Source organism: Streptomyces lycii, assembly GCF_009735685.1.
Lineage (GTDB): Bacteria > Actinomycetota > Actinomycetes > Streptomycetales > Streptomycetaceae > Streptomyces > Streptomyces lycii.
In genome coordinates this window covers 1-20,029 of the sequence record NZ_WHPN01000054.1, presented here as the reverse complement: position 1 = coordinate 20,029, position 20,029 = coordinate 1, and the positions used below count along the sequence as shown (strand labels likewise).

Genomic DNA, 20,029 nt, shown 5'->3' with positions numbered 1-20,029 from the left:
GGTGTACGGCTATGTGTCCGCCGCGGTGCTCCCGCTGTACGTGCTGCACCAGCCGGTCGTCGTCGTGGTGGCGTACGGCGTCGTCGGCTGGGACGCCCCGATCCTGGCCGAGTACGCCGTGATCGCCCTGTCCTCGCTGGTGCTCACCGTCGCCGCGTACGACCTGCTGGTGCGCCGGACACGGGTGACCCGGTTCCTGTTCGGCATGCGCGAGTGACCGGCGGCCCCGGGCCTCACCGGCGCCGTTGACCGGCGGGGCGGTCGGGATCCGGTTCATCCGTGCGGGCGGGGCGGTCGGCACCCGGCCCGTCCATCCGGGTTGCGCGCTCGGCACCCGGCCCGTTCACCCGGCCTGCGCGCTCGGTACCCGGTTCGTGCGTCCGGGCGCGCGCGGACAGCAGTTCCCGCTCCCGCGCGTTGCGGGTCAGCGACGCCGCCCGCCCGGACTCCGCCGCCGCCTCCCGGGTCCGCCCCAGCCGCTCCAGCAGGTCGCCCCGGACGCTCGGCAGCAGGTGGTACTCCTTCAGCGCCGGTTCATGCCGCGGGGCGTCGTCCAGTTCCAGAGCGGCAGCCGGGCCCTCGGCCATCGAGACGGCCACCGCCCGGTTGAGCTGGACCACGGGGGTCGGTGTCAGGGCCGCCAGCCGTCCGTACAGCGCGGCGATCATCGCCCAGTCGGTGTCCTCGTACCGCAGTGCCCGCGCGTGGCAGGCGGCGATCGCGGCCTGGACGGCATACGGGCCGTGGCCCGCGCGCAGCAGGGCCTCGAAGCCCCGGCGGATCAGCAGGCGGTTCCACCGCGAACGGGTTCTGGTCCGCGAGCAGCACCGGTTCCCCGCCGGGCCCCGTGCGGGCGGCGGTGCGCGAGGCCTGGAACTCCAGCAGCGCGGCGAGACCGTGGACCTCCGGCTCCCCGGGCATCAGCCCGGCCAGCACCCGGGCCAGCCGGAGGGCGTCCTCGCACGGGCCGGGCCGCAGCAGATCGTCGCCCGCCGTCGCCGAATAACCCTCGTTGAAGATCAGGTAGAGGACCTCCAGCACCGAGGAGAGACGGGCGCGCGGTCCGGTCCGTACGGTACCTCGAACGGCACCCCGGCCCGGGCCGGCGCCTGCTTGGCGCGCACGACGCGCTGCGCCACCGTCGGCTCGGCCACCAGGAACGCCCGGGCGATCTCCTGTGTCGTCAGCCCGCCCAGCAGGCGCAGCGGCAACGCGATCCGTGCCTCCGGCCGGAGCACGGGATGGCACGCGGTGAAGACGAGCCGCAGCAGGTCGTCGTCGATGGCGTCCGGGTCGCCGAGGTCCGCCGGGTCGGGCGGAGCCGCGTCCTCCAGCGCCCGCCCGACCTCGGCCAGCTTCCGCGCGTACGTCTCCTTGCGGCGTGCGAGATCGATCGCCCGGTGCCTGGCCGTGGCCATGAGCCGGGCGCCCGGCCGGTCCGGGACGCCTGACTCCGGCCACTGCTCCAGCGCGGCGACCAGGGCGTCCTGCGCGATCTCTCCGCCGGCCCGATGTCCCGCACGACGCGGGCGACACCGGCGACGATCCGCGGGGACTCGATCCTGAACACCGCTTCGACCGGCCACGGCGCCGTCGCCGGGAGTCCGGGCCGATCGCTCAGCCGGACGGTGCGGTGGCCCGGATGCCGGCGAGCACCACGCCGACGATGCGCTCCGCGTCCGTGCGGGTGAACGGGCGCATGCCGCGGTTGACGATGAGGTGCACCGGCCCGGAGATCATCTCGCCGAGGAAGGAGCTGTCGACCGGGGGGAGTTCGCCCCGCTCGACGGCGGCGTCCACCCGCCGCCGCATGGCGGCCACGCGCTGGTCGAGGATCTTGGCCAGCGCCTGGACGGTGGGGCCCTGGCGGGCGGGCTGCACGGCCTGCTCGAGGGTCCGGCCGAACGGCGTTTCCAGGCCACCGGCGAGGGCCAGCAGGAAGTCCACCAGGTCCCGGTGGATGTCGCCGGTGTCGGCGACCGACGCGAGATCCTCGGCGTACCGCAGCAGGGCTTCGACCACCAGCTCCTCGCGGTCGGGCCAGTTGCGGTAGACGCTGGTCTTGTGCACGCCGGCGAACTCGGCGACCTCCTCGTAACGGAAGCCCGCGATGCCGTCGCGGGCCACGAGTTCGACGGTCGCGGCGAGGATCTGCGCTCTCACGCGCGCGTTGCGGCCACCCGGGCGCCGCGCGGGCGGGCGGTCGGCGGTCCCGTTGGCCATCGCCGCGCCACCTCCTCTTCCTCAGCTCGGTGGCTGATTGTCGCCAGGTGCCGCGTTGCGGTGCAAACCGGCGGCAAGTAAGGTCGCTAAAAGCGACAGATTGTTTCTTTAGCCGTTCGGCTGCCCCGCCGGCGGCCTGCCCGGCGGCAGTACCGCTCCGCGGTACCGGCCGCCCGGCCGGCGCGCGGCGGCCGGCCGCACATCCACCTCAGCGAAACCAGGAGCGCACACGTGAACATCCTCGTATCCGGAGCAGGTGTCGCCGGGCTCGCCTGCGCACTGGAGCTGGGCACCCGCGGCCACGACGTCACCGTCGTCGAGTACGCCCGCCAACTCCGGCTGACAGGCACACCCATCGACATCCGCGGTGACGCGATCGAGGCCGCGGAGGGGATGGGACTCCTCCCGCAGATCCAGAAGCGACGGGTCCGGATGTCCGAGCTGACCCGCTTCGTCGACAGCGCGGGCGAGCCGGTGGCCCGGATCCCGATGGCGGAGGTCAGCGACTCCGAGGACGACATCGAGCTTCTCCGCGAGGACCTGGTGCGCATCCTCGCCGACGCGCTCCCGGACACCGCGGCCATCCGCTTCGGCGACTCGGTCGAGACGCTGGCCGACGGCGGCGCCGACGGCGTCGACGTGCGCTTCGCGTCCGGCCGCACCGGACGGTACGACCTGGTGCTCGGCGCCGACGGCCAGCACTCCGCCGTACGCCGGCTGGTGTTCGGGCCCGAGCAGGACTACCTCCGGCACCTCGGTGTCTACTTCGCCCTCGCCGATCACCCCGGCGACACGCAGCCCGAGGGCGCCAACTCGATATACAACGTCCCCAGCCGGATGGCGGGCATCTTCCGGTACAACGGCAGAAGAGTCGCGGTCTTCCAGTTCCGCTCCGAACAGCTCGCATACGACCACCGTGACCTGGAGAGCCAGAAGAGAATCCTCATCGACGCCTTCTCGGGCCACCGGTCGTGGCGCATCCCGGAGCTGCTCGACGCGGCCCGCGCCGATCCCGGCTTCTTCTTCACCTCCGCGAGCCAGATCCACATGCCCCGCTGGCACCACGGCCGGGTCGCCCTCGTCGGGGACGCCGGGTACAGCCCGGCCTTCCTCTCCGGACGCGGCACCTCGCTCGCGCTCACCGGCGCCCGCTTCCTCGCCGAAGAACTCGAACGGTGCGGAAACGACCACACCGCCGCGTTCGCACGGTACGAGGCCCGGCAGCGTCCCTTGGTGACGTTCGCCCAGGGCCGGGTGCACAGTGGCCGCGACCGCATGCTGCCGACCTCCTGGGCGGCCATTGCCGCCCGCAACGAAGCGCTCCAGGCGTCCGGCAACGGCGCGCCCTGACCCCGGCGCGCCCTCACCCGGGCGCGCCCCCACCCCGGCACGGCCGGCCGGCAGCAGGCTCCGGCGTCGTGCGGGACAACGCCGCCCGGCCCCGGCGGCCACCCGGCGGCACCGACGTGTACGGCGCCGTCACCGCTCCTCGCCGACCGGGCGTCCGCCCGGAAACGGGCGTCCGCCCGTACCCACTCCCCGGGAGCCGGCTCAACCGGCAGCCCGCGCCGACCGCGCCGCCCACGGGGGCGTGCCGTTCGCCGGGACCCAACCCACTGCGCGCTGGAGAGAATGCATGGTGAAAGACACGCCGGAGAAGCCCGATCCCGGCGCCCGAGAGCACCATTGGAGCAAGCGGCTCGTCCTGTGGGCGGCCGTTCTCACCCTCGCCAACGTCCTGGCCGACGTGGCCATCGGCTCGCCCATGATGGTCCTGCCGCAGCTGCTGGACCATTTCGACACCGACCAGACAGCGTGGCTGAACGCGAGCGCGATGCTGGCCGGGGCCATCTGGTCGCCGCTGCTCGCGAAGAGTTCCGACATCTTCGGCAAGCGCCGGATACTCATCGGCACGCTGCTCCTCGCCTGCGCGGGAGCGCTGGTCTGCCTCGCCGCCCCCAACGTCTGGATCTTCCTGGTGGGGCGCTTCCTCCAGGGGGCCGCCTTCGGCGCGGTCTTCATCACGGTGGCCCTCGCCCGGCAGATCTGCACCCCGCGGGTGGCGATGGCCCTGGTCGGGCTCGTGACGTCCGGCTCGTCGGTGGTCGGAATCCTCGAACCGTTCCTGATGCAGCCGGTCATCGACGTGTTCGGCTACCGGAGCGTGTTCGTCGCGGCCGCGCTGCTCGCCGCGGCGGCGGCCCTCAGCGTGCGTGCCTTCATCCCGGAGTCGCCGGTCCGCGGCACCGGCCGGGTCGACGCGGGCGGGGCGTTCCTGCTCGGCGGCGGCCTCGGCGCGGTGCTCGCCTACATCAGCCTCGGGAGGGACCTCGGATGGCTGTCCGGGGGCATGATCGCGCTGCTGGCGGCCGGTGTCGCCGCGCTGGCCGGCTGGGTGTACCACGCGCTGCGGGCCGAGGAACCCGTCATCGACCTCCGGGCCCTCACCCGCCCGATCCTGCTGACGCTGCTCGCCCTGGTGCTGGCCGCAGGCTCCTTCCGCAGCATGCTCCAGCTGACGGGCGTCATCGCCCAGGTGCCCCCCGGCCTGGGGCTCGGATACGGGCTGGGCCACGGGGAGGCGGTCGCGGTGCTGCTCGCCGCGCCCAATCTCGGCATCGTCGTCGGCGGCACGTGCGCCGGATGGCTCGCGGGGCGGTTCGGTCCCGCGCTGCCCCTCCTCGGCGGCATCGGCGTCGGGGCCGTGGCGACCTTCGCGATGCTGTCGGGCGTATCGCTGCTCCCGCTGGCGATCGCCTGCGGCACCCTGGTCGGTGTGGCCGCGGGAGCGATCGGTGCCTCCGGTTACAACCTGGCGACCGGCATCGAGGCACCCGAGCGGCAGGGCACCGTCGCCGGTCTGGTGTCGGTCGTGCTGGCCCTCGGTTCGGTCGTCTTCAACTTCGCCGGCGCCGAGGTGCTCAAGGCGAACGCCGTTCCCGGGATCTTCGCCGACGGTGCCCCGGTGAGCACGGCGACCGGCGTGTACGTCTACGTCGCGATGGCGGGCGTGCTCTTCCTCCTGGCCGCCGTGCCCGCGGTCGCGCTGGTGCGCAAACGGCCCGCCGCGCCGGACGGGCCCGCGGCGCCGCGGGAGACGGACGCGGTCCCGGCCGGCCGGCAGCGGTGGCGCGGGCGTGTCCCGGGGCCGGGACGCCCCGTACGGCACGGCCGCGCGCGGAGCGCCGGCCCGCCGGTTCAGTCGAACGTGTAGCGGGTGTGGCTGAACACCCGGCCGTCGTGCCCGAAGCCGTACGCCGTGCCGGGTGCCACCGCGAACAGCAGGTCCTGGCCCTTGCGGATGCTGTCGCCGAAGCCGTGGAACGTCCCTTCCGGGGAGGTGATGTGGTCCCCGTACTGTTCCTCGAACGCGGCGATGACCTCGTCCTGCCGTGCCGGGTTCGTCACCCGCTCCGCCGTGCCCTCGACCACGATGTCGAGACCTTCGGAGAGGGAGTTGCGGCCCGTGGTGAGGGCGCAGTGGGCGTTGCCGGCCAGGTTCTTCGCCTTCTGCTCGCCCGGCCCGGTGCTGAAGTGCAGCGCCCCGTCGTGCCAGGCGGCGATCAGGGGCGTGACGTGCAGCCGGCCGTCCGGCCGGACCGTGGTGATCCAGAAGATCTCGGCGGCCCGCAGCCGGCGCTCGGTCTCCGCCCAGTCGGTGGCGGTGACGTCCTCCGCGCCCGGCCGCGGGTTGAGCGCGGAGCTGTAGCGGGCGTCGAGCTCGGTCCTGGGCTGCTTCGGCGTCATACGGGGCTCCTCTGCACTGCTGGTGACGAGGGTGGCGCTGTTTGTGACGAAGGTTACGCGGCCCGGCCCGGCGGCGCCCGGCCCCGGCCTCCGGCGGATCCCGGCGAGCGCGGGGGCGGCGCACACGGGGCCTGCTGCCCGCGGATGCCGCGACCTCCGGCGAGGAACCATGCCGTCCGCCCGGCGGCCGCCCGTGTCCGGGAGGCGCCGCCCCCGCCGCCCGACGCCCGCAGTCCGCCGTCCGGAGGCCGCTCTCGCCGCTCTCGCCGCCCGCGCGGTCCCGGCAGCGGCTGACCACCGGTCCGGCCGGCGGGGCGTCCGTCCGCCACCCGCGGCGCACCGTCACAGCGGCGGGCCCGGACGCGTACGGCCCGTATTGCATAAAAGTGCGATGGTCCGTATAGTCATGCCTCTCAGAGGAGGAGTGACATGGTGACGCGCGTGGCAGTGGCGGGAGCGAGCGGGTACGCGGGCGGGGAGATCCTGCGCCTGCTGCTCCGGCATCCCGAGGCCGAGATCGGAGCCCTCACGGGCAACTCCAACACCGGTCAGCGGCTCGGCGGACTCCAGCCGCACCTGCTGCCCCTGGCGGACCGGGTCCTGGAGCCCACCACCCCCGAGGTTCTCGCCGGGCACGACGTCGTCTTCCTCGCGCTGCCGCACGGCCGGTCCGCCGCCGTGGCCGAGGCGCTCGGCGACGCCGCGCTGATCGTCGACTGCGGTGCCGACTTCCGGCTGAACGACGCCGCCGACTGGGAGAAGTTCTACGGCTCCCCGCACGCCGGCACCTGGCCCTACGGCCTTCCGGAACTGCCCGGCGCCCGTGACGCCCTCGCCGGCACCCGGCGGATCGCCGTCCCCGGTTGCTATCCGACGGCCGTCTCGCTCGCGCTGTCCCCGGCCTACGGCGCCGGGCTGGCCGAGCCGGACGCCGTGATCGTCGCCGCCACCGGCACCTCCGGCGCGGGCAAGGCCCTCAAGCCGCATCTGCTCGGCAGCGAGGTCATGGGCTCCATGAGCCCGTACGGCGTCGGCGGCGTGCACCGGCACACCCCGGAGATGATCCAGAATCTCTCCGCGGCCGCGGGCGAGCCCGTCACCGTGTCGTTCACCCCGACCCTGGCGCCCATGCCGCGCGGCATCCTCGCGACCTGCACGGCCAGGGCCAGGCCCGGGGTCACCGCGGGCGCGGTCCGCGAGGCGTACGAGAAGGCGGCCGCGGGCGAGCCCTTCCTGCGCCTGCTGCCCGAGGGCCAGTGGCCGTCCACGGCCGCCGTGTACGGCTCGAACGCCGTGCTGCTCCAGGTCGCGTACGACGAGGCCGCCGGCCGCATCGTGGCCGTCAGCGCCATCGACAACCTGACCAAGGGCACCGCGGGCGGCGCGGTGCAGAGCATGAACATCGCCCTCGGTTTCCCCGAGGACACGGGCCTCGACACGGTCGGAGTGGCTCCGTGACGGACCCCGGCCCGGCCGGCGGTCCGCAGGTGACGTGGCCGCGCGCGCCGCTCGGCCGCGCGAGCGACGGTGACAACAGCCGCTGGCGCGGCGCAGCGAACGAGGAGGCACGGTGAGCGTCACCGCAGCACAGGGTTTCAGCGCGGCGGGCATCGCCGCGGGGATCAAGGACAGCGGCGATCCGGATCTGGCGCTCGTCGTCAACAACGGACCGCGTCTCGCCGCCGCCGGCGTCTTCACCTCCAACCGCGTCAAGGCCGCCCCCGTCGTCTGGTCCGAGCAGGTCCTGAAGGGCGGCCGGGTCTCGGCCGTCGTCCTCAACTCCGGCGGCGCCAACGCCTGCACCGGCCCGCTCGGTTTCCAGGACACCCACGCGACCGCCGAGAAGACCGCCGAGGTGCTCGGCGGCGACCACAGCGCGGGCGAGGTGGCCGTGGCCTCCACCGGCCTGATCGGCATCCGGCTGCCCATGGACAAGCTGCTGCCGGGTGTCGGGGCGGCCGCGGCGAAGCTCTCCGCGCACGGCGGCGAGAAGGCCGCCATCGCCATCAAGACCACCGACTCGGTGCACAAGACGGCCGTCGTGGAGCGCGCCTCCGCCGCGGGTTCGTGGACGGTCGGGGGCATGGCCAAGGGCGCGGGCATGCTCGCCCCCGGGCTCGCCACCATGCTGGTCGTGCTCACCACCGACGCCGACGTCGCGCGGCCCGAGCTGGACAGGGCCCTGCGCGCCGCGACCCGTACCACCTTCGACCGGATCGACTCCGACGGCTGCATGTCGACCAACGACACCGTGCTGCTGCTGGCCTCCGGAGCGTCCGGGGCCGCCCCGGCGTACGAGGAGTTCGCCGAGGCCGTCCGGGCGGTCTGCGACGACCTCGCCCGGCAGCTCATCGGCGACGCCGAGGGCGCGTCGAAGGACATCCGGATCGAGGTCGTGAACGCGGCGAGTGAGGACGACGCCGTGGAGGTCGGGCGTTCGATCGCCCGGAACAACCTGCTCAAGTGCGCCCTGCACGGCGAGGACCCGAACTGGGGCCGGGTGCTGTCCGCCATCGGCACCACCTCGGCCGCCTTCGAGCCGGACCGGCTGAACGTCGCCATCAACGGGGTCTGGGTCTGCAAGGGCGGCTCCGTCGGCGAGGACCGGGAGCTGGTCGACATGCGCTACCGGGAGGTCCGCATCACCGCCGACCTGGCCGCCGGCCCCGAGTCGGCCGTCATCTGGACCAACGACCTGACCGCCGACTACGTCCACGAGAACAGCGCGTACTCCTCATGACGACGACCACCCGCAAGCACACCGCCCTGCCCAAGGCGCAGATCCTCATCGAGGCGCTGCCCTGGCTGACCCGTCATCACGGCAAGACCGTCGTCATCAAGTTCGGCGGCAACGCCATGGTCGACGAGGAGCTGAAGGCGGCCTTCGCCCAGGACGTCGTCTTCCTGCGGCACGCCGGGCTCAAGCCGGTCGTCGTGCACGGCGGCGGCCCTCAGATCAACGCGCACTTCGACAAGCTCGGCCTGGTCTCGGAGTTCAAGGCCGGGCTGCGCGTCACCACGCCCGAGGCGATGGAGATCGTACGGATGGTGCTGGCCGGCCAGGTGCAGCGCGAGCTGGTCGGGCTGCTCAACCAGCACGGTCCGCTCGCCGTCGGCATGACCGGCGAGGACGCGCACACCATGTCGGCCGGCAAGCGGTACGCCGAGATCGACGGCGGACGGGTGGACATCGGCCGGGTCGGGGAGATCACCGAGGTCGACACCGGGGCGATCCAGGCCCTGCTGGACGACGGCCGGATCCCCGTCATCTCCTCCATCGCCCGCAGTGCCGACGAGGACGGGACCGGGAACGGCGTCTACAACGTCAACGCCGACACCGCCGCCGCCGCGCTCGCCGCCGCGCTGAACGCCGAGACCCTGATGGTCCTCACCGATGTCGAGGGACTGTACGAGGACTGGCCGAACAGCGACGACGTCATCAGCCGGCTCACCGCCACCGAACTGGAGAAGCTGCTGCCCGACCTGGCCAGCGGCATGGTGCCCAAGATGGAGGGCTGCCTGCACGCCGTGCGCAACGGCGTGCACACCGCCCGCGTCATCGACGGGCGCGTCCAGCACTCGATCCTGCTGGAGATCTTCACCGACGAGGGCATCGGCACCATGGTGGTGCCCGACGAGCCCCGCGCGCCGGCCGGCCCCGGCACGGCCGCCGGGCCGCGCGCGTCCGCCGGGCCGCGCGACGCGTCCGCCGATTCCGGCGCACCGGCCGAGCCCCGCACCGCACCCGCCGCACCCGGCACGCCCGACGAGGGGGAAGCATGAGGAGCGACAGCACCGCCACGGAAGGCCCCGCCGGACCGGCCGGTACGGCCGGGCCCGCCGACAACGAGCAGCTCACCCGCCGCTGGCAGGGCGCCCTGATGGACAACTACGGCACGCCGCGGCTGCCGCTGGTGCAGGGAGAGGGGGCCCGGGTCCGGGACGCCGACGGCAACGAGTACCTGGACTTCGTCAGCGGCATCGCCGTCAACGCCCTCGGCCACGCCCACCCCGCCGTCGTGCGGGCGGTGTCCGACCAGATCGCCACCCTCGGCCATGTCTCGAACCTGTTCGTCGCCGAACCACCCGTCGCGCTCGCCGAACGGCTGCTCCAGCTCTCCGGCCGCCCGGGCCGGGTGTACTTCTCCAACTCCGGCGCCGAGGCCGTCGAAGCCGCCTTCAAGATCGGACGGCGCACCGGACGCACTCACATGGTCGCCGCCGAGGGCGGCTTCCACGGCCGCACCATGGGCTCGCTCACCCTCACCGGCCAGCCCGGCAAGCGCGACCCCTTCCTGCCGCTGCCCGGCGACGTCACCCATGTGCCGTACGGCGACGCGGACGCGCTGCGGGCCGCCGTCACCACCGACACGGCGCTCGTCGTCCTGGAACCCGTACAGGGGGAGAACGGCGCGGTCGTGCCGCCCGCCGGTTATCTCGCGGAGGCCCGCGAGATCACCCGGGCCACCGGCACCCTGCTGGTCATCGACGAGGTGCAGACCGGCATCGGCCGGACCGGGCACTGGTTCGAGCACCGGGCGCAGGGCGTCGAGCCCGACATCGTCACGCTCGCCAAGGGGCTCGGCGGCGGGCTGCCGATCGGTGCGACCGTCGCCTTCGGCCCGGCGGCCGGGCTGCTGACACCGGGTCAGCACGGTTCCACCTTCGGGGGCAACCCGGTGGCCTGCGCCGCCGCGCTCGCCGTGCTGGACACCATCGCCGCCGACGGACTCCTCGACCGGGTCAAGCGAACAGGCGAGCGGCTGCGGGAGGGCATCGAGGCGATCGCCCATCCGCTCGTCGACCATGTGCGCGGCGCGGGCCTCCTGCTCGGTATCGTGCTCACCGAGCCCGCCGCACCGCAGGTGCAGCAGGCGGCTCAGCAGGCCGGCCTCCTGGTGAACGCGGTCGCACCCGGCGTGGTGCGGCTCGTGCCACCGCTGATCATCGGTGACGCCGAGGCGGACGCCCTCCTCGGCGCGCTGCCGGGCGTGCTGGACGCCGCGTCGGGCCACGGGGACGACCGACGATCCGGAGACTGACGACGATGACCGAGGCCCAGGGGAACCAGGACCGGGACGGCGAGCGCGGCGAGAGCCGTCAGCAGGAGGCCGAGCACGCCGGCCCGGCCGTGCCGCAGACCCGTACGGCCCGCCACCGGCGGATCGTCGACATCCTCAACCGGCAGCCGGTGCGCTCGCAGAGCCAGCTCGCCAAGCTGCTCGCCGACGACGGGCTGACCGTCACCCAGGCGACGCTCTCCCGCGATCTGGACGAACTCGGCGCGGTGAAGATCCGCAACACCGGGGGCGAGCTGATCTACGCCGTGCCGAGCGAGGGCGGTTTCCGCACCCCGCACGCGCCGCTGGGGGAGTCGGCGAAGGAGGAGCGGATGCGCCGGCTCGCCGGTGAGTTGCTGATCTCCGCCGAGGCCTCGGCCAACCTGGTCGTGCTGCGCACCCCGCCGGGCGCCGCCCAGTTCCTGGCCTCGGCCATCGACCAGGCGGAGCTGCACGACATCCTCGGCACCATCGCCGGAGACGACACGCTGATGCTGATCAGCCGCGACCCGACGGGCGGCCAGGCGCTCGCCGACCACCTGCTGCGCCTGGCCCAGCGAGCGGGCTGAGCGCGGGTTGCCCCTCCAGCGGGCTGCCGGGCCGCGCGGCTGACGGTACGGCGGGCGGCGCGCGGCGGCGGGCGGCGTGCGGCGCGGGTCGGGGCCGGTCACGTCCTCCCGGGCGCCCGCACGATCAGCCGGTCGATGGAGTGGGTGTGCCGGATGCCGCCCTCGTGTTCGTCGTCGAAGACGTGGCTGCGCGCCCGTACGGTTTCCCAGTCGGCGAAGCGGGTGCGGAGTTCGCCGCTGTCCGGTGGTGGTTCGGGCATGAGGGGGCGGAGATCCGGTGGGATGGGGACGGCCGCGTTGAACGACGCGATGGCGAGCAGCCCGCCGGGCCTGGTCCAGGATGCCAGCCGGTCGTAGGCGTCCGCGCGTTCCGTACGCGGGAGGAAGTGCAGGACGCCGTAGCAGACCACCACGTCGTACGGCGCGGCGGGCGGCTCCGCGGAGGCCAGGGTGGCGGCCCAGGCGCGGGTGTCGGCCGCGGCCCCGCGCAGCCGTTCGCGGGTCGCTGCCACGCCCTCCTCGTCCGGGTCGAAGCCGTGCAGCGTCCGTGCCGTCCCGGCGAAGACGGCGAGATGACGGCCCCAGCCGCACCCGGCGTCCAGCACCGACGCGATGCCCCCGGAGCGGGCCAGCCAGGCGATCTCCGCGCTGGGCGGGGCACCGTCCCCGGCGGGGTTCCACCGCCGGGCGCCCGCGCGCCCGTCTCCCGTGTTCGGGTCCATGCCGGTGTTGTACGGCCCGGCCCCGCGCACGGCAAGAGCGCGCGCCGGGGCGTGTGCGGGTCTGTCACACACCCCGGCCCGGCCGCGGGCTCAGCTCTTCGCCGTCGCCCATCCCCGCTGGACCGCCAGGTCCGCCTTCACCCCGGCGAGTTGCACGGCGACGGCCTCCGGTGCCGTGCCGCCGCGGCCGTTGCGCGAGGCCAGGGCACCGGGAACGTTGAGCACGGTGCGCACCTCGGGGGTCAGGTGCGGGGAGATCTTCGCGAACTGCTCGTCCGTCAGCTCGTCCAGCTCGATGCCCGCGCGCTCGCACTCCTGCACGCACTCGCCGGCCACCTCGTGCGCCACCCGGAACGGGACGCCCTGCCTGACCAGCCACTCCGCGATGTCCGTGGCGAGGGAGAAGCCGGCCGGGGCCAGCTCCTCCATGCGCTCCCGGTTGACGGTGAGCGTCGCCATCATGCCGGTGAAGGCGGGCAGCAGGGTCTCCAGCGTGTCGCAGGAGTCGAAGACCGGCTCCTTGTCCTCCTGGAGATCCCGGTTGTACGCGAGCGGCAGCGCCTTGAGGGTGGCGAGGAGTCCGGTGAGGTTGCCGATGAGCCGGCCGGACTTGCCGCGCGCCAGCTCGGCGATGTCCGGGTTCTTCTTCTGCGGCATGATCGAGGAACCGGTGGAGAAGGCGTCGTGGAGGGTCACGAAGGAGAACTCCTTGGTGTTCCAGATGATGACCTCCTCGGCGATCCGTGACAGGTCGACGCCGATCATCGCCGTGATGAAGGCGAACTCGGCGACGAAGTCGCGGGACGCGGTGCCGTCGATCGAGTTCGCGGACGAGCCGTGCTCGAAGCCGAGGTCGGCGGCGACGGCCTCCGGGTCCAGGCCGAGCGAGGAACCGGCGAGGGCCCCGGACCCGTACGGCGAGACGGCCGTGCGGTCGTCCCACTGGCGCAGCCGCTCGGCGTCCCGGGACAGCGCCTGGACGTGCGCGAGGACGTGGTGCGCGAAGAGCACGGGCTGCGCGTGCTGGAGGTGGGTGCGGCCGGGCATGGCGACGTCCGGGTGGGCCTCGGCGAGGCCGACGAGGGCCTCCTGGAGTTCGGCGAGGAGGCCGCCGAGGATCCGGGCGTGGTCCCGGAGGTACATCCGGAAGAGGGTGGCGATCTGGTCGTTCCGGGACCGGCCGGCGCGGAGCTTGCCGCCGAGGTCGGCCCCCAGCCGCTCCAGCAGGCCGCGCTCCAGGGCGGTGTGCACGTCCTCGTCGGCGACGGTGCCGGTGAACGAGCCGTCCGCGACGTCGGCCTCCAGCCGGTCCAGTCCCTCGATCATCCGCTCCAGCTCGTCCGCGGTCAGCAGCCCGGCGCTGTGCAGCACCCGGGCGTGCGCGCGGGAGCCCGCGATGTCGTACGGGGCGAGCCGCCAGTCGAAGTGGACGGACGCCGACAGCTTGGCCAGGGCCTCCGCCGGCCCGGAGGCGAAGCGGCCGCCCCACAGGCGGACGTCGCCGCCGTCCGGGGTGGGGGTCTGCTGGCCGTTGGTCATCTGGGGCTCCTCGTACGTGCTGCTGGTACGTGCTGCGGACTGGTGCCGCGCCGGGTGGTGGTGCCGGGCGGCCGGGTGCGCGCCGTCTCCCGCCCGGGCGGGAGACGGAGCCGGCGCCGTGCCGACCGGATACCGCGCAGGCTACTGCCCGGGATCACGCCGCGCGGCGGTCCCCGGACTCATGCCGAAGGGCTCGGTGGGGCGCTTCGGCAGCGCCTGGCGGAAAGTGCGGAAGGCGCGGTCGAAGGTGCCGGCCGAGTCGCGGCGCGCCGGTCCGGAGTCGTGCGGCGAGGACTCGGAGCGCCGGCCGGTGACGGCGGCGTGGCCGTCCCGGAGGGGCGTCCGATGCCACCGGCACGGTGAGGGGCCTGCCGACGAGGGCGGCCGGGACGCCGTGCCGGAAGGTGATGGCGACCTCGTCGGCCTCTACGACACGCTCGGCCACGGGGTTCTCCTTGTGAAGCATGCGCTGACAGGTATAACTATGCATTCCTCTGTATGTTTCGTCAATCCGTCCTGGGCAATGCCGGGGCGGACGGGCGGTACCGAGGACAGTCCGCGGAAGCTCCAACAATCCGTGGGCAGTCCGCGGCACACTCGGCATAATCGTCAGGCGTCGTCAGGCGTCGTCAGGCGTCGTCAGGAGCCGGCAGGAACGGGAGTCGCTGTACCGTCACCCGGCTGCCGGAACGGCGTTCACCGCCGCGAGCGGGGCTTCCCGCCGGTCCCGCCGTCCCGGAGGGCCTCGGCGAGTACGCCCACATGGGACAGGTCCAGGTCCTTCGTTGCCGTGAGCAGGGTCAGCCGTCCCTCCCGTGCCAGCTCGCGCAGCCGGTCCAGGGCCTGCCGCCGCTCCGGTTCCGCGAGCTCCGCCTCGTACCGGCGGGCGAACTCCGCACGGCGTTCCGGGGCGTGCCCGTACCAGCGGCGCAGCTCGGTGGACGGGGCCGCCTCCTTGCACCACACGTCCAGCGCCGCGGCCTCCTTGGTGAGGCCGCGCGGCCAGACGCGGTCGGCGAGGACCCTGGTGCCGTCCGACGGCTCGGGCGGGTCGTAGACCCGGCGCGTCCGGATGTCGGGATGCATGGACGATTCCGCCTCCTGGGATCGGGCTCCCTGTCCATACTGCGCTGTATGGGGAGAAGCCACGAACGCATCGACGGCAGGCTCAGGACGTTCATCGAGCAGCAGAAGATCTTCTTCACTGCCACCGCGCCGCTGTCCGGGGAAGGCACCGTCAATCTGTCGCCCAAGGGCCTCACCGGGTCGTTCGCCGTGCTGGACGAACGGACCGTGGCCTATCTGGACTTCGCGGGCAGCAACGCCGAGACCATCGCCCATCTGCGGGAGAACGGCCGGATCACGCTGATGTGGTGCGCGTTCGACGGGCCGCCGAACATCGTCCGCGTGCACGGCCGCGGCGAGCCCGTGTTCCGCGACGACCCGCGCTGGACCGGGCTGCTCGCGCGCTTCCCGGACGTCGACCACACCCGGCACGGGCTGCGCGCCGTCATCGTCGTCAGCGCCGAGCTGATCCGCGACACCTGCGGCTTCGGCGTGCCGCTGATGGACCACCGGGAGGACCGGTCGCTGCACGGCTCGCGCTTCGAGCGGGAGACCGACGAGAGCCTGAGCGCGTACTTCGCGAAGAAGGAGCACATCGCCACGAGCATCGACGGCCTGCCCGGTCTCCCGCTCCCGCTGCCGCCGGCCACCCGCTGAGCGGGGCCCGGCCCGCCCGCGCCGGCGGCTCCTCCGCCGTCCCGGCCGCCCCGCGCGAGCGCCGTCCCGCGGATCCCGCCCGCCGCGTTGAACTCCGGCGGCCTCCGTTCCGTACGTGTGGCAGAGCCGACCGGGCTCATGGCGTACGGACGGACCGGGAGGACGGGGACCGTGACCACGATCCAGGAGGGTGGCCGGGCCGCCAGACGGCGGGCGGAGTTCCGGATGCGGCCGCGGCGTTCCCCCGCCACACCGCTGCTGGCCGTTCTGTGGGCGGGGGCGGCCGCGGTGCTCGGGCTCTGGTGGCACACGACGCCGTCGGTCACCGCGACCGCCGAGTGGATCACCGGCGCCGGGCGGATCACCGGGCTGCTCGCGGGATACGCCACGGCGGTGGTGATCGCGCTGATGGCCCGGGTGCCGTCGCTGGAGCGGCAGATCGGCTCGGACCGGGTGGCCCGCTGGCACGCCATGGCCGGCCGCTACACCGTCAGCCTGATCCTCGCGCACGCCGCGCTGATCCTGTGGGGATACGCCGAGCAGTCCGGCACCCCGCTGCTCGACCAGGCGCTCACCGTCGTGCTCGACTATCCCGACATGCTGAAGGCGACGATCGCCACCGGGCTGTTCCTGCTGATCGCGGCCGTCTCGGCGAGCGGCGTCCGGCGCCGGACGCGCTACGAGGTCTGGTACTACCTGCATCTGCTCACCTACGCCGCCGTCTTCCTCGGCTTCTGGCACCAGCTCTCCACGGGCGCGGAGTTCGCCGCCGAGCCCGCGGCCCGCACCGCCTGGTACGCCATGTACGGCACCGTGACGGCGCTGCTGGTCTGGTACCGGTTCGCCGTCCCCGTACGGCTGAACCTGCGGCACCGGCTGCGGGTCGTGGGCACCCGGGAGGAAGCGCCCGGGGTCACCTCGGTGATCATGGAGGGGCGGCGGCTGGACCGGCTCGACGCGGAGGCCGGGCAGTTCTTCCGGTGGCGGTTCATGGCGCCGAAGCTCCGCTGGGCCTCGCACCCGTACTCGCTCTCGGCCCCGCCCCGCGAGGGCCGGCTGCGCATCACCGTCAAGGCCGCGGGCGACCACAGCTCGGCGCTCGCCCGGCTGGAGCCCGGCACCCGGGTGTGGGCCGAGGGGCCCTACGGCGCGCTGACGGCCGCCCGGCGGCAGCGGGTGCGCGGCGACCGGCGCGGCCACAGCACCAAGGTGCTGCTGCTCGCGGGCGGCGCCGGAATCACCCCGCTGCGCACCCTGTTCGAGACGATCCCGGCCCGTCCCGGCGATCTGACCCTCATCTACCGGGCCCGCCGCCAGGAGGACCTCGCGCTCTGGTCCGAGCTGGAGTCCATCGCCCGCAGACGCCGGGCCCGGCTGCTCTCCGCGGTCAACGGGCCGGGCGGCGCACGGCCCGAGATCACGGCGGAGCGGCTGTGCCGGATACTGCCGGACATCGCCCGGCACGACGTGTACCTGTGCGGCCCCGCCGGGCTCGCCGAGGAGTTCCGGACCACGCTGCGCGAGGCCGGAGTGCCCGCCCGGCGCATCCACCACGAGTCCTTCGAACTGTGAACCGGACGGGCCTCGCGGCCGTACGACGTCACAGCGCCGCGAGAGAGCCCGCCGACGAAGCGGACCCACCGAACGAGCCGACGAGGGTGAGCCCATGAGGAAGCATCCGATCCGCCGCCTGCTGCTGACCAGCGCCGCCACCGTGTCCGGTGTGGTGCTGCTGCTGGCCCTCAAGTCACCGTCCCTGCTTCCGGGACCGGCCGCCTCCGACAGCCCGCCGCCGGCGGCCGCCGGGGCACAGCCCGCCCCGGGCGGCGACGCGTCCGCCGGTACGGCCGGCGGCGGACAGGCCGGCGGGGGAGACGGCACGGGCGCCGCGGCCGGCGGCGACGGTGCCTCGCAGCAGGGCGGCCGTACGCTCACCGGGGACCCGGTGCGGACGCAGTACGGCACCGTGCAGGTGCGGCTGACGCTCGCCGACGGGCGGATCACCGGGGCGGAGGCCGTCCGGGCACCGTCCGGCAACCCCCGCTCCGACCAGCTGACCGGAACCGCCGTGCCCGTACTCGGCCGTGCGGCCGTCGCGGCACAGAGCGCCGACATCGACACCGTCTCCGGCGCCACCTACACCAGCGAGGGCTACATCGCCTCGCTGCAGAGCGCCCTGGACCGGACCGGTGGCTGAGCCGGTGGCCGGACCCGTGGCCGGCCGCCCTCCCGGCGCGGCCCGGGACCGGCCCCGGTTCCGGCGGATCGAGAAGGCCATGGGCACGGTCTTCTCCTTCGACATCCGCGGCCCCCGGGCGCGCGACGCCTGGGGAGCGGTGGAGGACGCGGTGCGCTGGCTGCACCGGGTGGACGGGCTGTTCTCCACCTACCGCCCCGACAGCCAGCTCAGCCGCCTGTCGCGCGGCGAGCTGTCGACGGCGGAGTGCGACCCGCTGCTGACCGAGGTGCTGCTGCTGTGCGACGGGGCGGAGCAACTGAGCGACGGCTGGTTCAGCGCGTACCACTCGGGGCTGCTCGACCCGACCGGCCTGGTCAAGGGCTGGGCGGTGGAACGGGCGTCCCAGCTGCTCTTCGACGCGGGCGTCACGGACAGCTGCGTCAACGGCGGCGGGGACATCCAGCTGCGCGGGAACGCCGCGCCGGGCCGCCCGTGGCGCACCGGGATCAGCGACCCGCTGCGCCCCGGCCGGGTGCTCACCGTGGTGGAGGGGGAGGGCGAGCTGGCGGTGGCGACCTCGGGCACGGCGGAGCGCGGCTGCCATGTGATCGACCCCGACACCGGCCGCCCGCCCCGGCACCCGCTGGTCGCCGTCACCGTGCTGGCCGCCGGGCTGACGGCCGCCGACGCCTGGGCCACGGCGGCCTTCGCCGGGGGACGGGCGGCCCGGGAGTGGCTGGAGGGCCTCGCCGACGTGGAGGCGTTCGCGGTCGAGGCGGACGGCAGCACATGGCGGACGAGCGGCTTCGACCGGTATCTGGCGGGCCCGCGCGGGGGCTGACAGCGGGGCCCGCGGACGGACAGGGGGCCCGGTGGCGGCGGTCCCGGCCGTGCCCGGGGCAGACCGTGCCCGGCCGGTACGGGACCACGTCCCGGCCGGCGTGTCCGACCGGGAGCCGGGCCCCGTCCGGCGCGCGACCGGCCGCGGAAGCCCACGATGCGAGACGGGCCCGCCTCACCGCAGCGGTTCCGCGCGGTCGCGCGGCTGCCCGTACGTCCCTTGGGCGCCGTGCGACACACCCCGCGGACCCGTGCGCCACGCCCTCGGAACCGGTGCGCCACGCCCCGGACGGCGCGCTCGCCGGGCCCCGGGCGGACGCCGTGCCCCGGGCGGACGCCGCCCGCGTGGCCGCCGCCCCGCGCGTGCCGGTCGATCGCATCGCGAGACGGGGTTGCGGAAGACACCCTTCCGGGCGTTCCATCACGCGGTGCGATCCGAACACCAGAGCCCCCGGCCCGAGCCCCGCAGCAACTCCGGCGACAACTCCGGACCCGACCCGGCCACCGCCTCCGCCGACCGCGGCGCGCGGCTCGCCGTCACCGTCTTCCCGGTGCTGGTCCTCGCCGCCGGAGCGGCCGGCCTGCTGAGCCCGGCCTCGTTCAGCGGCTGGGCGCCGTCCGTGCCGTATCTGCTCGGCGTCGTCATGTTCTGCATGGGGCTCACGATGACCCCGCCGGACTTCAAGAGCGTGCTCCAGCGCCCCTGGGCGGTCGCGCTCGGACTGGCCGCCCAGTACGTCGTCATGCCGTCGCTGGGCTGGCTGGTGGCCCACGCGCTGGGCCTGTCGCCGCAACTGGCCGCCGGGCTCGTCCTGGTGGGCTGCGCCCCCGGCGGTACGGCCTCCAACGTGGTGACGTACCTCGCGCGTGGCGACGTGGCGCTCTCCGTGTCCGTCACCAGCGTGTCGACCGTCCTCTCCCCGCTCGTCACCCCGCCGCTCGCGCTGCTGCTCGCGGGGGAGTTCCTCCCGGTCGACGCCGGGTCGATGGTCACGGACATCCTCAAGACGGTGCTGCTGCCGGTGCTCGCCGGTCTCGCCGTCCGGCTGCTGGCCGCCCGCTGGGTCACCCGGGCGCTCGGGGCCCTGCCCTGGCTCTCCGTGGCGGCGATCGGGGCCATCGTCGCGGTCGTGGTGGCGGGCAGCGCCGACGCCATCAAGTCGGCCGCCGCGCTCGTCTTCCTCGCGGTCGTCCTCCACAACGGGCTCGGTCTGCTGCTCGGCTACGGGATCGGCCGGGTCTTCGGGCTGGGCGTCCCGGCCTGCCGGGCGCTCACCTTCGAGGTCGGCATGCAGAACTCCGGGCTCGCGGCCTCACTGGCCACCGCCCACTTCAGCCCGGCCGCCGCGCTGCCCGCCGCCGTCTTCTCCGTCTGGCACAACGTCTCCGGCGCCCTGGCGGCGGCCTGGCTGTCCCGCCGGACGGACC

Annotated in this window: 16 protein-coding genes and 3 pseudogenes; 13 read left to right on the top strand and 6 right to left on the bottom strand. The window is 74.3% G+C overall.

Going from position 1 to position 20,029, the window contains the following annotated elements; all coding sequences use genetic code 11:
* Nucleotides 1–217 (top strand): annotated as a pseudogene (locus GCU69_RS32450) (acyltransferase family protein); the annotation flags it as partial.
* A gap of 16 nt (nucleotides 218–233) precedes the next feature.
* Here the strand turns inward: GCU69_RS32450 and GCU69_RS02885 are convergent.
* Nucleotides 234–1,621: pseudogene (locus tag GCU69_RS02885) on the bottom strand (RNA polymerase sigma factor).
* Nucleotides 1,618–2,163 carry a TetR/AcrR family transcriptional regulator gene (locus GCU69_RS02880; protein WP_235978173.1) on the bottom strand — a complete coding sequence of 182 codons (546 nt, stop codon included), beginning with the start codon at nucleotides 2,161–2,163 and terminating at the stop codon, nucleotides 1,618–1,620. Before GCU69_RS02880 ends, GCU69_RS02885 begins: the two are co-directional and overlap by 4 nt.
* 291 nt (nucleotides 2,164–2,454) lie before the next feature.
* Between GCU69_RS02880 and GCU69_RS02875 the strand changes: the two genes are divergently transcribed.
* Entirely contained in the window at nucleotides 2,455–3,573 is a 1,119-nt protein-coding gene (locus tag GCU69_RS02875; RefSeq protein WP_156205040.1) for an FAD-dependent monooxygenase, read from the top strand.
* Nucleotides 3,574–3,859: 286 nt separating this feature from the next.
* Nucleotides 3,860–5,437 carry an MFS transporter gene (locus GCU69_RS02870; RefSeq protein ID WP_156205039.1) on the top strand — a complete coding sequence of 526 codons (1,578 nt, stop codon included), beginning with the start codon at nucleotides 3,860–3,862 and terminating at the stop codon, nucleotides 5,435–5,437.
* Here the strand turns inward: GCU69_RS02870 and GCU69_RS02865 are convergent.
* A complete protein-coding gene (locus GCU69_RS02865) occupies nucleotides 5,422–5,970 on the bottom strand; it encodes a pyridoxamine 5'-phosphate oxidase family protein (RefSeq protein ID WP_098750994.1) in 549 nt (182 codons plus the stop codon). The two genes, GCU69_RS02870 and GCU69_RS02865, sit on opposite strands and share 16 nt — an antisense overlap.
* 429 nt (nucleotides 5,971–6,399) lie before the next feature.
* Here GCU69_RS02865 and argC point away from each other — a divergent pair, with 429 nt between their 5' ends.
* The 5 genes and pseudogenes from argC to GCU69_RS02840 all read left to right on the top strand — a co-directional run bounded on the left by argC (nucleotide 6,400) and on the right by GCU69_RS02840 (nucleotide 11,599).
* A complete protein-coding gene (gene argC, locus GCU69_RS02860; protein ID WP_156205038.1) occupies nucleotides 6,400–7,428 on the top strand; it encodes an N-acetyl-gamma-glutamyl-phosphate reductase in 1,029 nt (342 codons plus the stop codon).
* 112 nt (nucleotides 7,429–7,540) lie between these two features.
* On the top strand, nucleotides 7,541–8,710 hold the full coding sequence (argJ, locus tag GCU69_RS02855; protein ID WP_098750996.1) for a bifunctional glutamate N-acetyltransferase/amino-acid acetyltransferase ArgJ: 1,170 nt from the start codon (nucleotides 7,541–7,543) through the stop codon (nucleotides 8,708–8,710).
* Nucleotides 8,707–9,612 (top strand): annotated as a pseudogene (gene argB / locus GCU69_RS02850) (acetylglutamate kinase); the annotation flags it as partial. The gene argJ and the pseudogene argB, both read left to right, overlap by 4 nt.
* Nucleotides 9,613–9,749: 137 nt before the next feature.
* A complete protein-coding gene (locus GCU69_RS02845) occupies nucleotides 9,750–11,012 on the top strand; it encodes an acetylornithine transaminase (RefSeq protein ID WP_156205037.1) in 1,263 nt (420 codons plus the stop codon).
* A gap of 5 nt (nucleotides 11,013–11,017) precedes the next feature.
* Nucleotides 11,018–11,599: an arginine repressor gene (locus tag GCU69_RS02840; protein WP_156205036.1), complete on the top strand. Its 582-nt coding sequence runs from the start codon at nucleotides 11,018–11,020 to the stop codon at nucleotides 11,597–11,599.
* Between the two features lie 98 nt (nucleotides 11,600–11,697).
* Here the strand turns inward: GCU69_RS02840 and GCU69_RS02835 are convergent, their stop codons facing one another.
* The 3 genes from GCU69_RS02835 to GCU69_RS02825 form a co-directional block, all read right to left on the bottom strand.
* Nucleotides 11,698–12,321 (bottom strand): class I SAM-dependent methyltransferase, encoded by a 624-nt coding sequence (locus GCU69_RS02835; protein WP_143671105.1) that lies wholly within the window; start codon nucleotides 12,319–12,321, stop codon nucleotides 11,698–11,700.
* Between the two features lie 90 nt (nucleotides 12,322–12,411).
* On the bottom strand, nucleotides 12,412–13,860 hold the full coding sequence (argH, locus tag GCU69_RS02830; RefSeq protein WP_156205035.1) for an argininosuccinate lyase: 1,449 nt from the start codon (nucleotides 13,858–13,860) through the stop codon (nucleotides 12,412–12,414).
* A 696-nt stretch (nucleotides 13,861–14,556) separates the two neighbouring features.
* Nucleotides 14,557–14,946, bottom strand: coding sequence for a DUF488 domain-containing protein (locus tag GCU69_RS02825; protein WP_098751001.1), 390 nt, complete (start codon nucleotides 14,944–14,946; stop codon nucleotides 14,557–14,559).
* Nucleotides 14,947–14,994: 48 nt separating this feature from the next.
* Here GCU69_RS02825 and GCU69_RS02820 point away from each other — a divergent pair, with 48 nt between their 5' ends.
* The 5 genes from GCU69_RS02820 to GCU69_RS02800 all read left to right on the top strand — a co-directional run.
* Nucleotides 14,995–15,582, top strand: coding sequence for a pyridoxamine 5'-phosphate oxidase family protein (locus GCU69_RS02820; protein WP_098751002.1), 588 nt, complete (start codon nucleotides 14,995–14,997; stop codon nucleotides 15,580–15,582).
* Nucleotides 15,583–15,753: 171 nt separating this feature from the next.
* A complete protein-coding gene (locus tag GCU69_RS02815; protein ID WP_156205034.1) occupies nucleotides 15,754–17,154 on the top strand; it encodes a ferredoxin reductase family protein in 1,401 nt (466 codons plus the stop codon).
* 94 nt (nucleotides 17,155–17,248) lie between these two features.
* Complete coding sequence (locus GCU69_RS02810) at nucleotides 17,249–17,779, top strand: FMN-binding protein (protein WP_176604510.1); 531 nt, start codon at nucleotides 17,249–17,251, stop codon at nucleotides 17,777–17,779.
* Nucleotides 17,772–18,602 carry an FAD:protein FMN transferase gene (locus GCU69_RS02805; RefSeq protein ID WP_408055753.1) on the top strand — a complete coding sequence of 277 codons (831 nt, stop codon included), beginning with the start codon at nucleotides 17,772–17,774 and terminating at the stop codon, nucleotides 18,600–18,602. Before GCU69_RS02810 ends, GCU69_RS02805 begins: the two co-directional genes overlap by 8 nt.
* Before the next feature lie 427 nt (nucleotides 18,603–19,029).
* The coding region (locus GCU69_RS02800) for a bile acid:sodium symporter family protein (protein WP_156205033.1) at nucleotides 19,030–20,029 on the top strand (1,000 nt) is incomplete at its 3' end.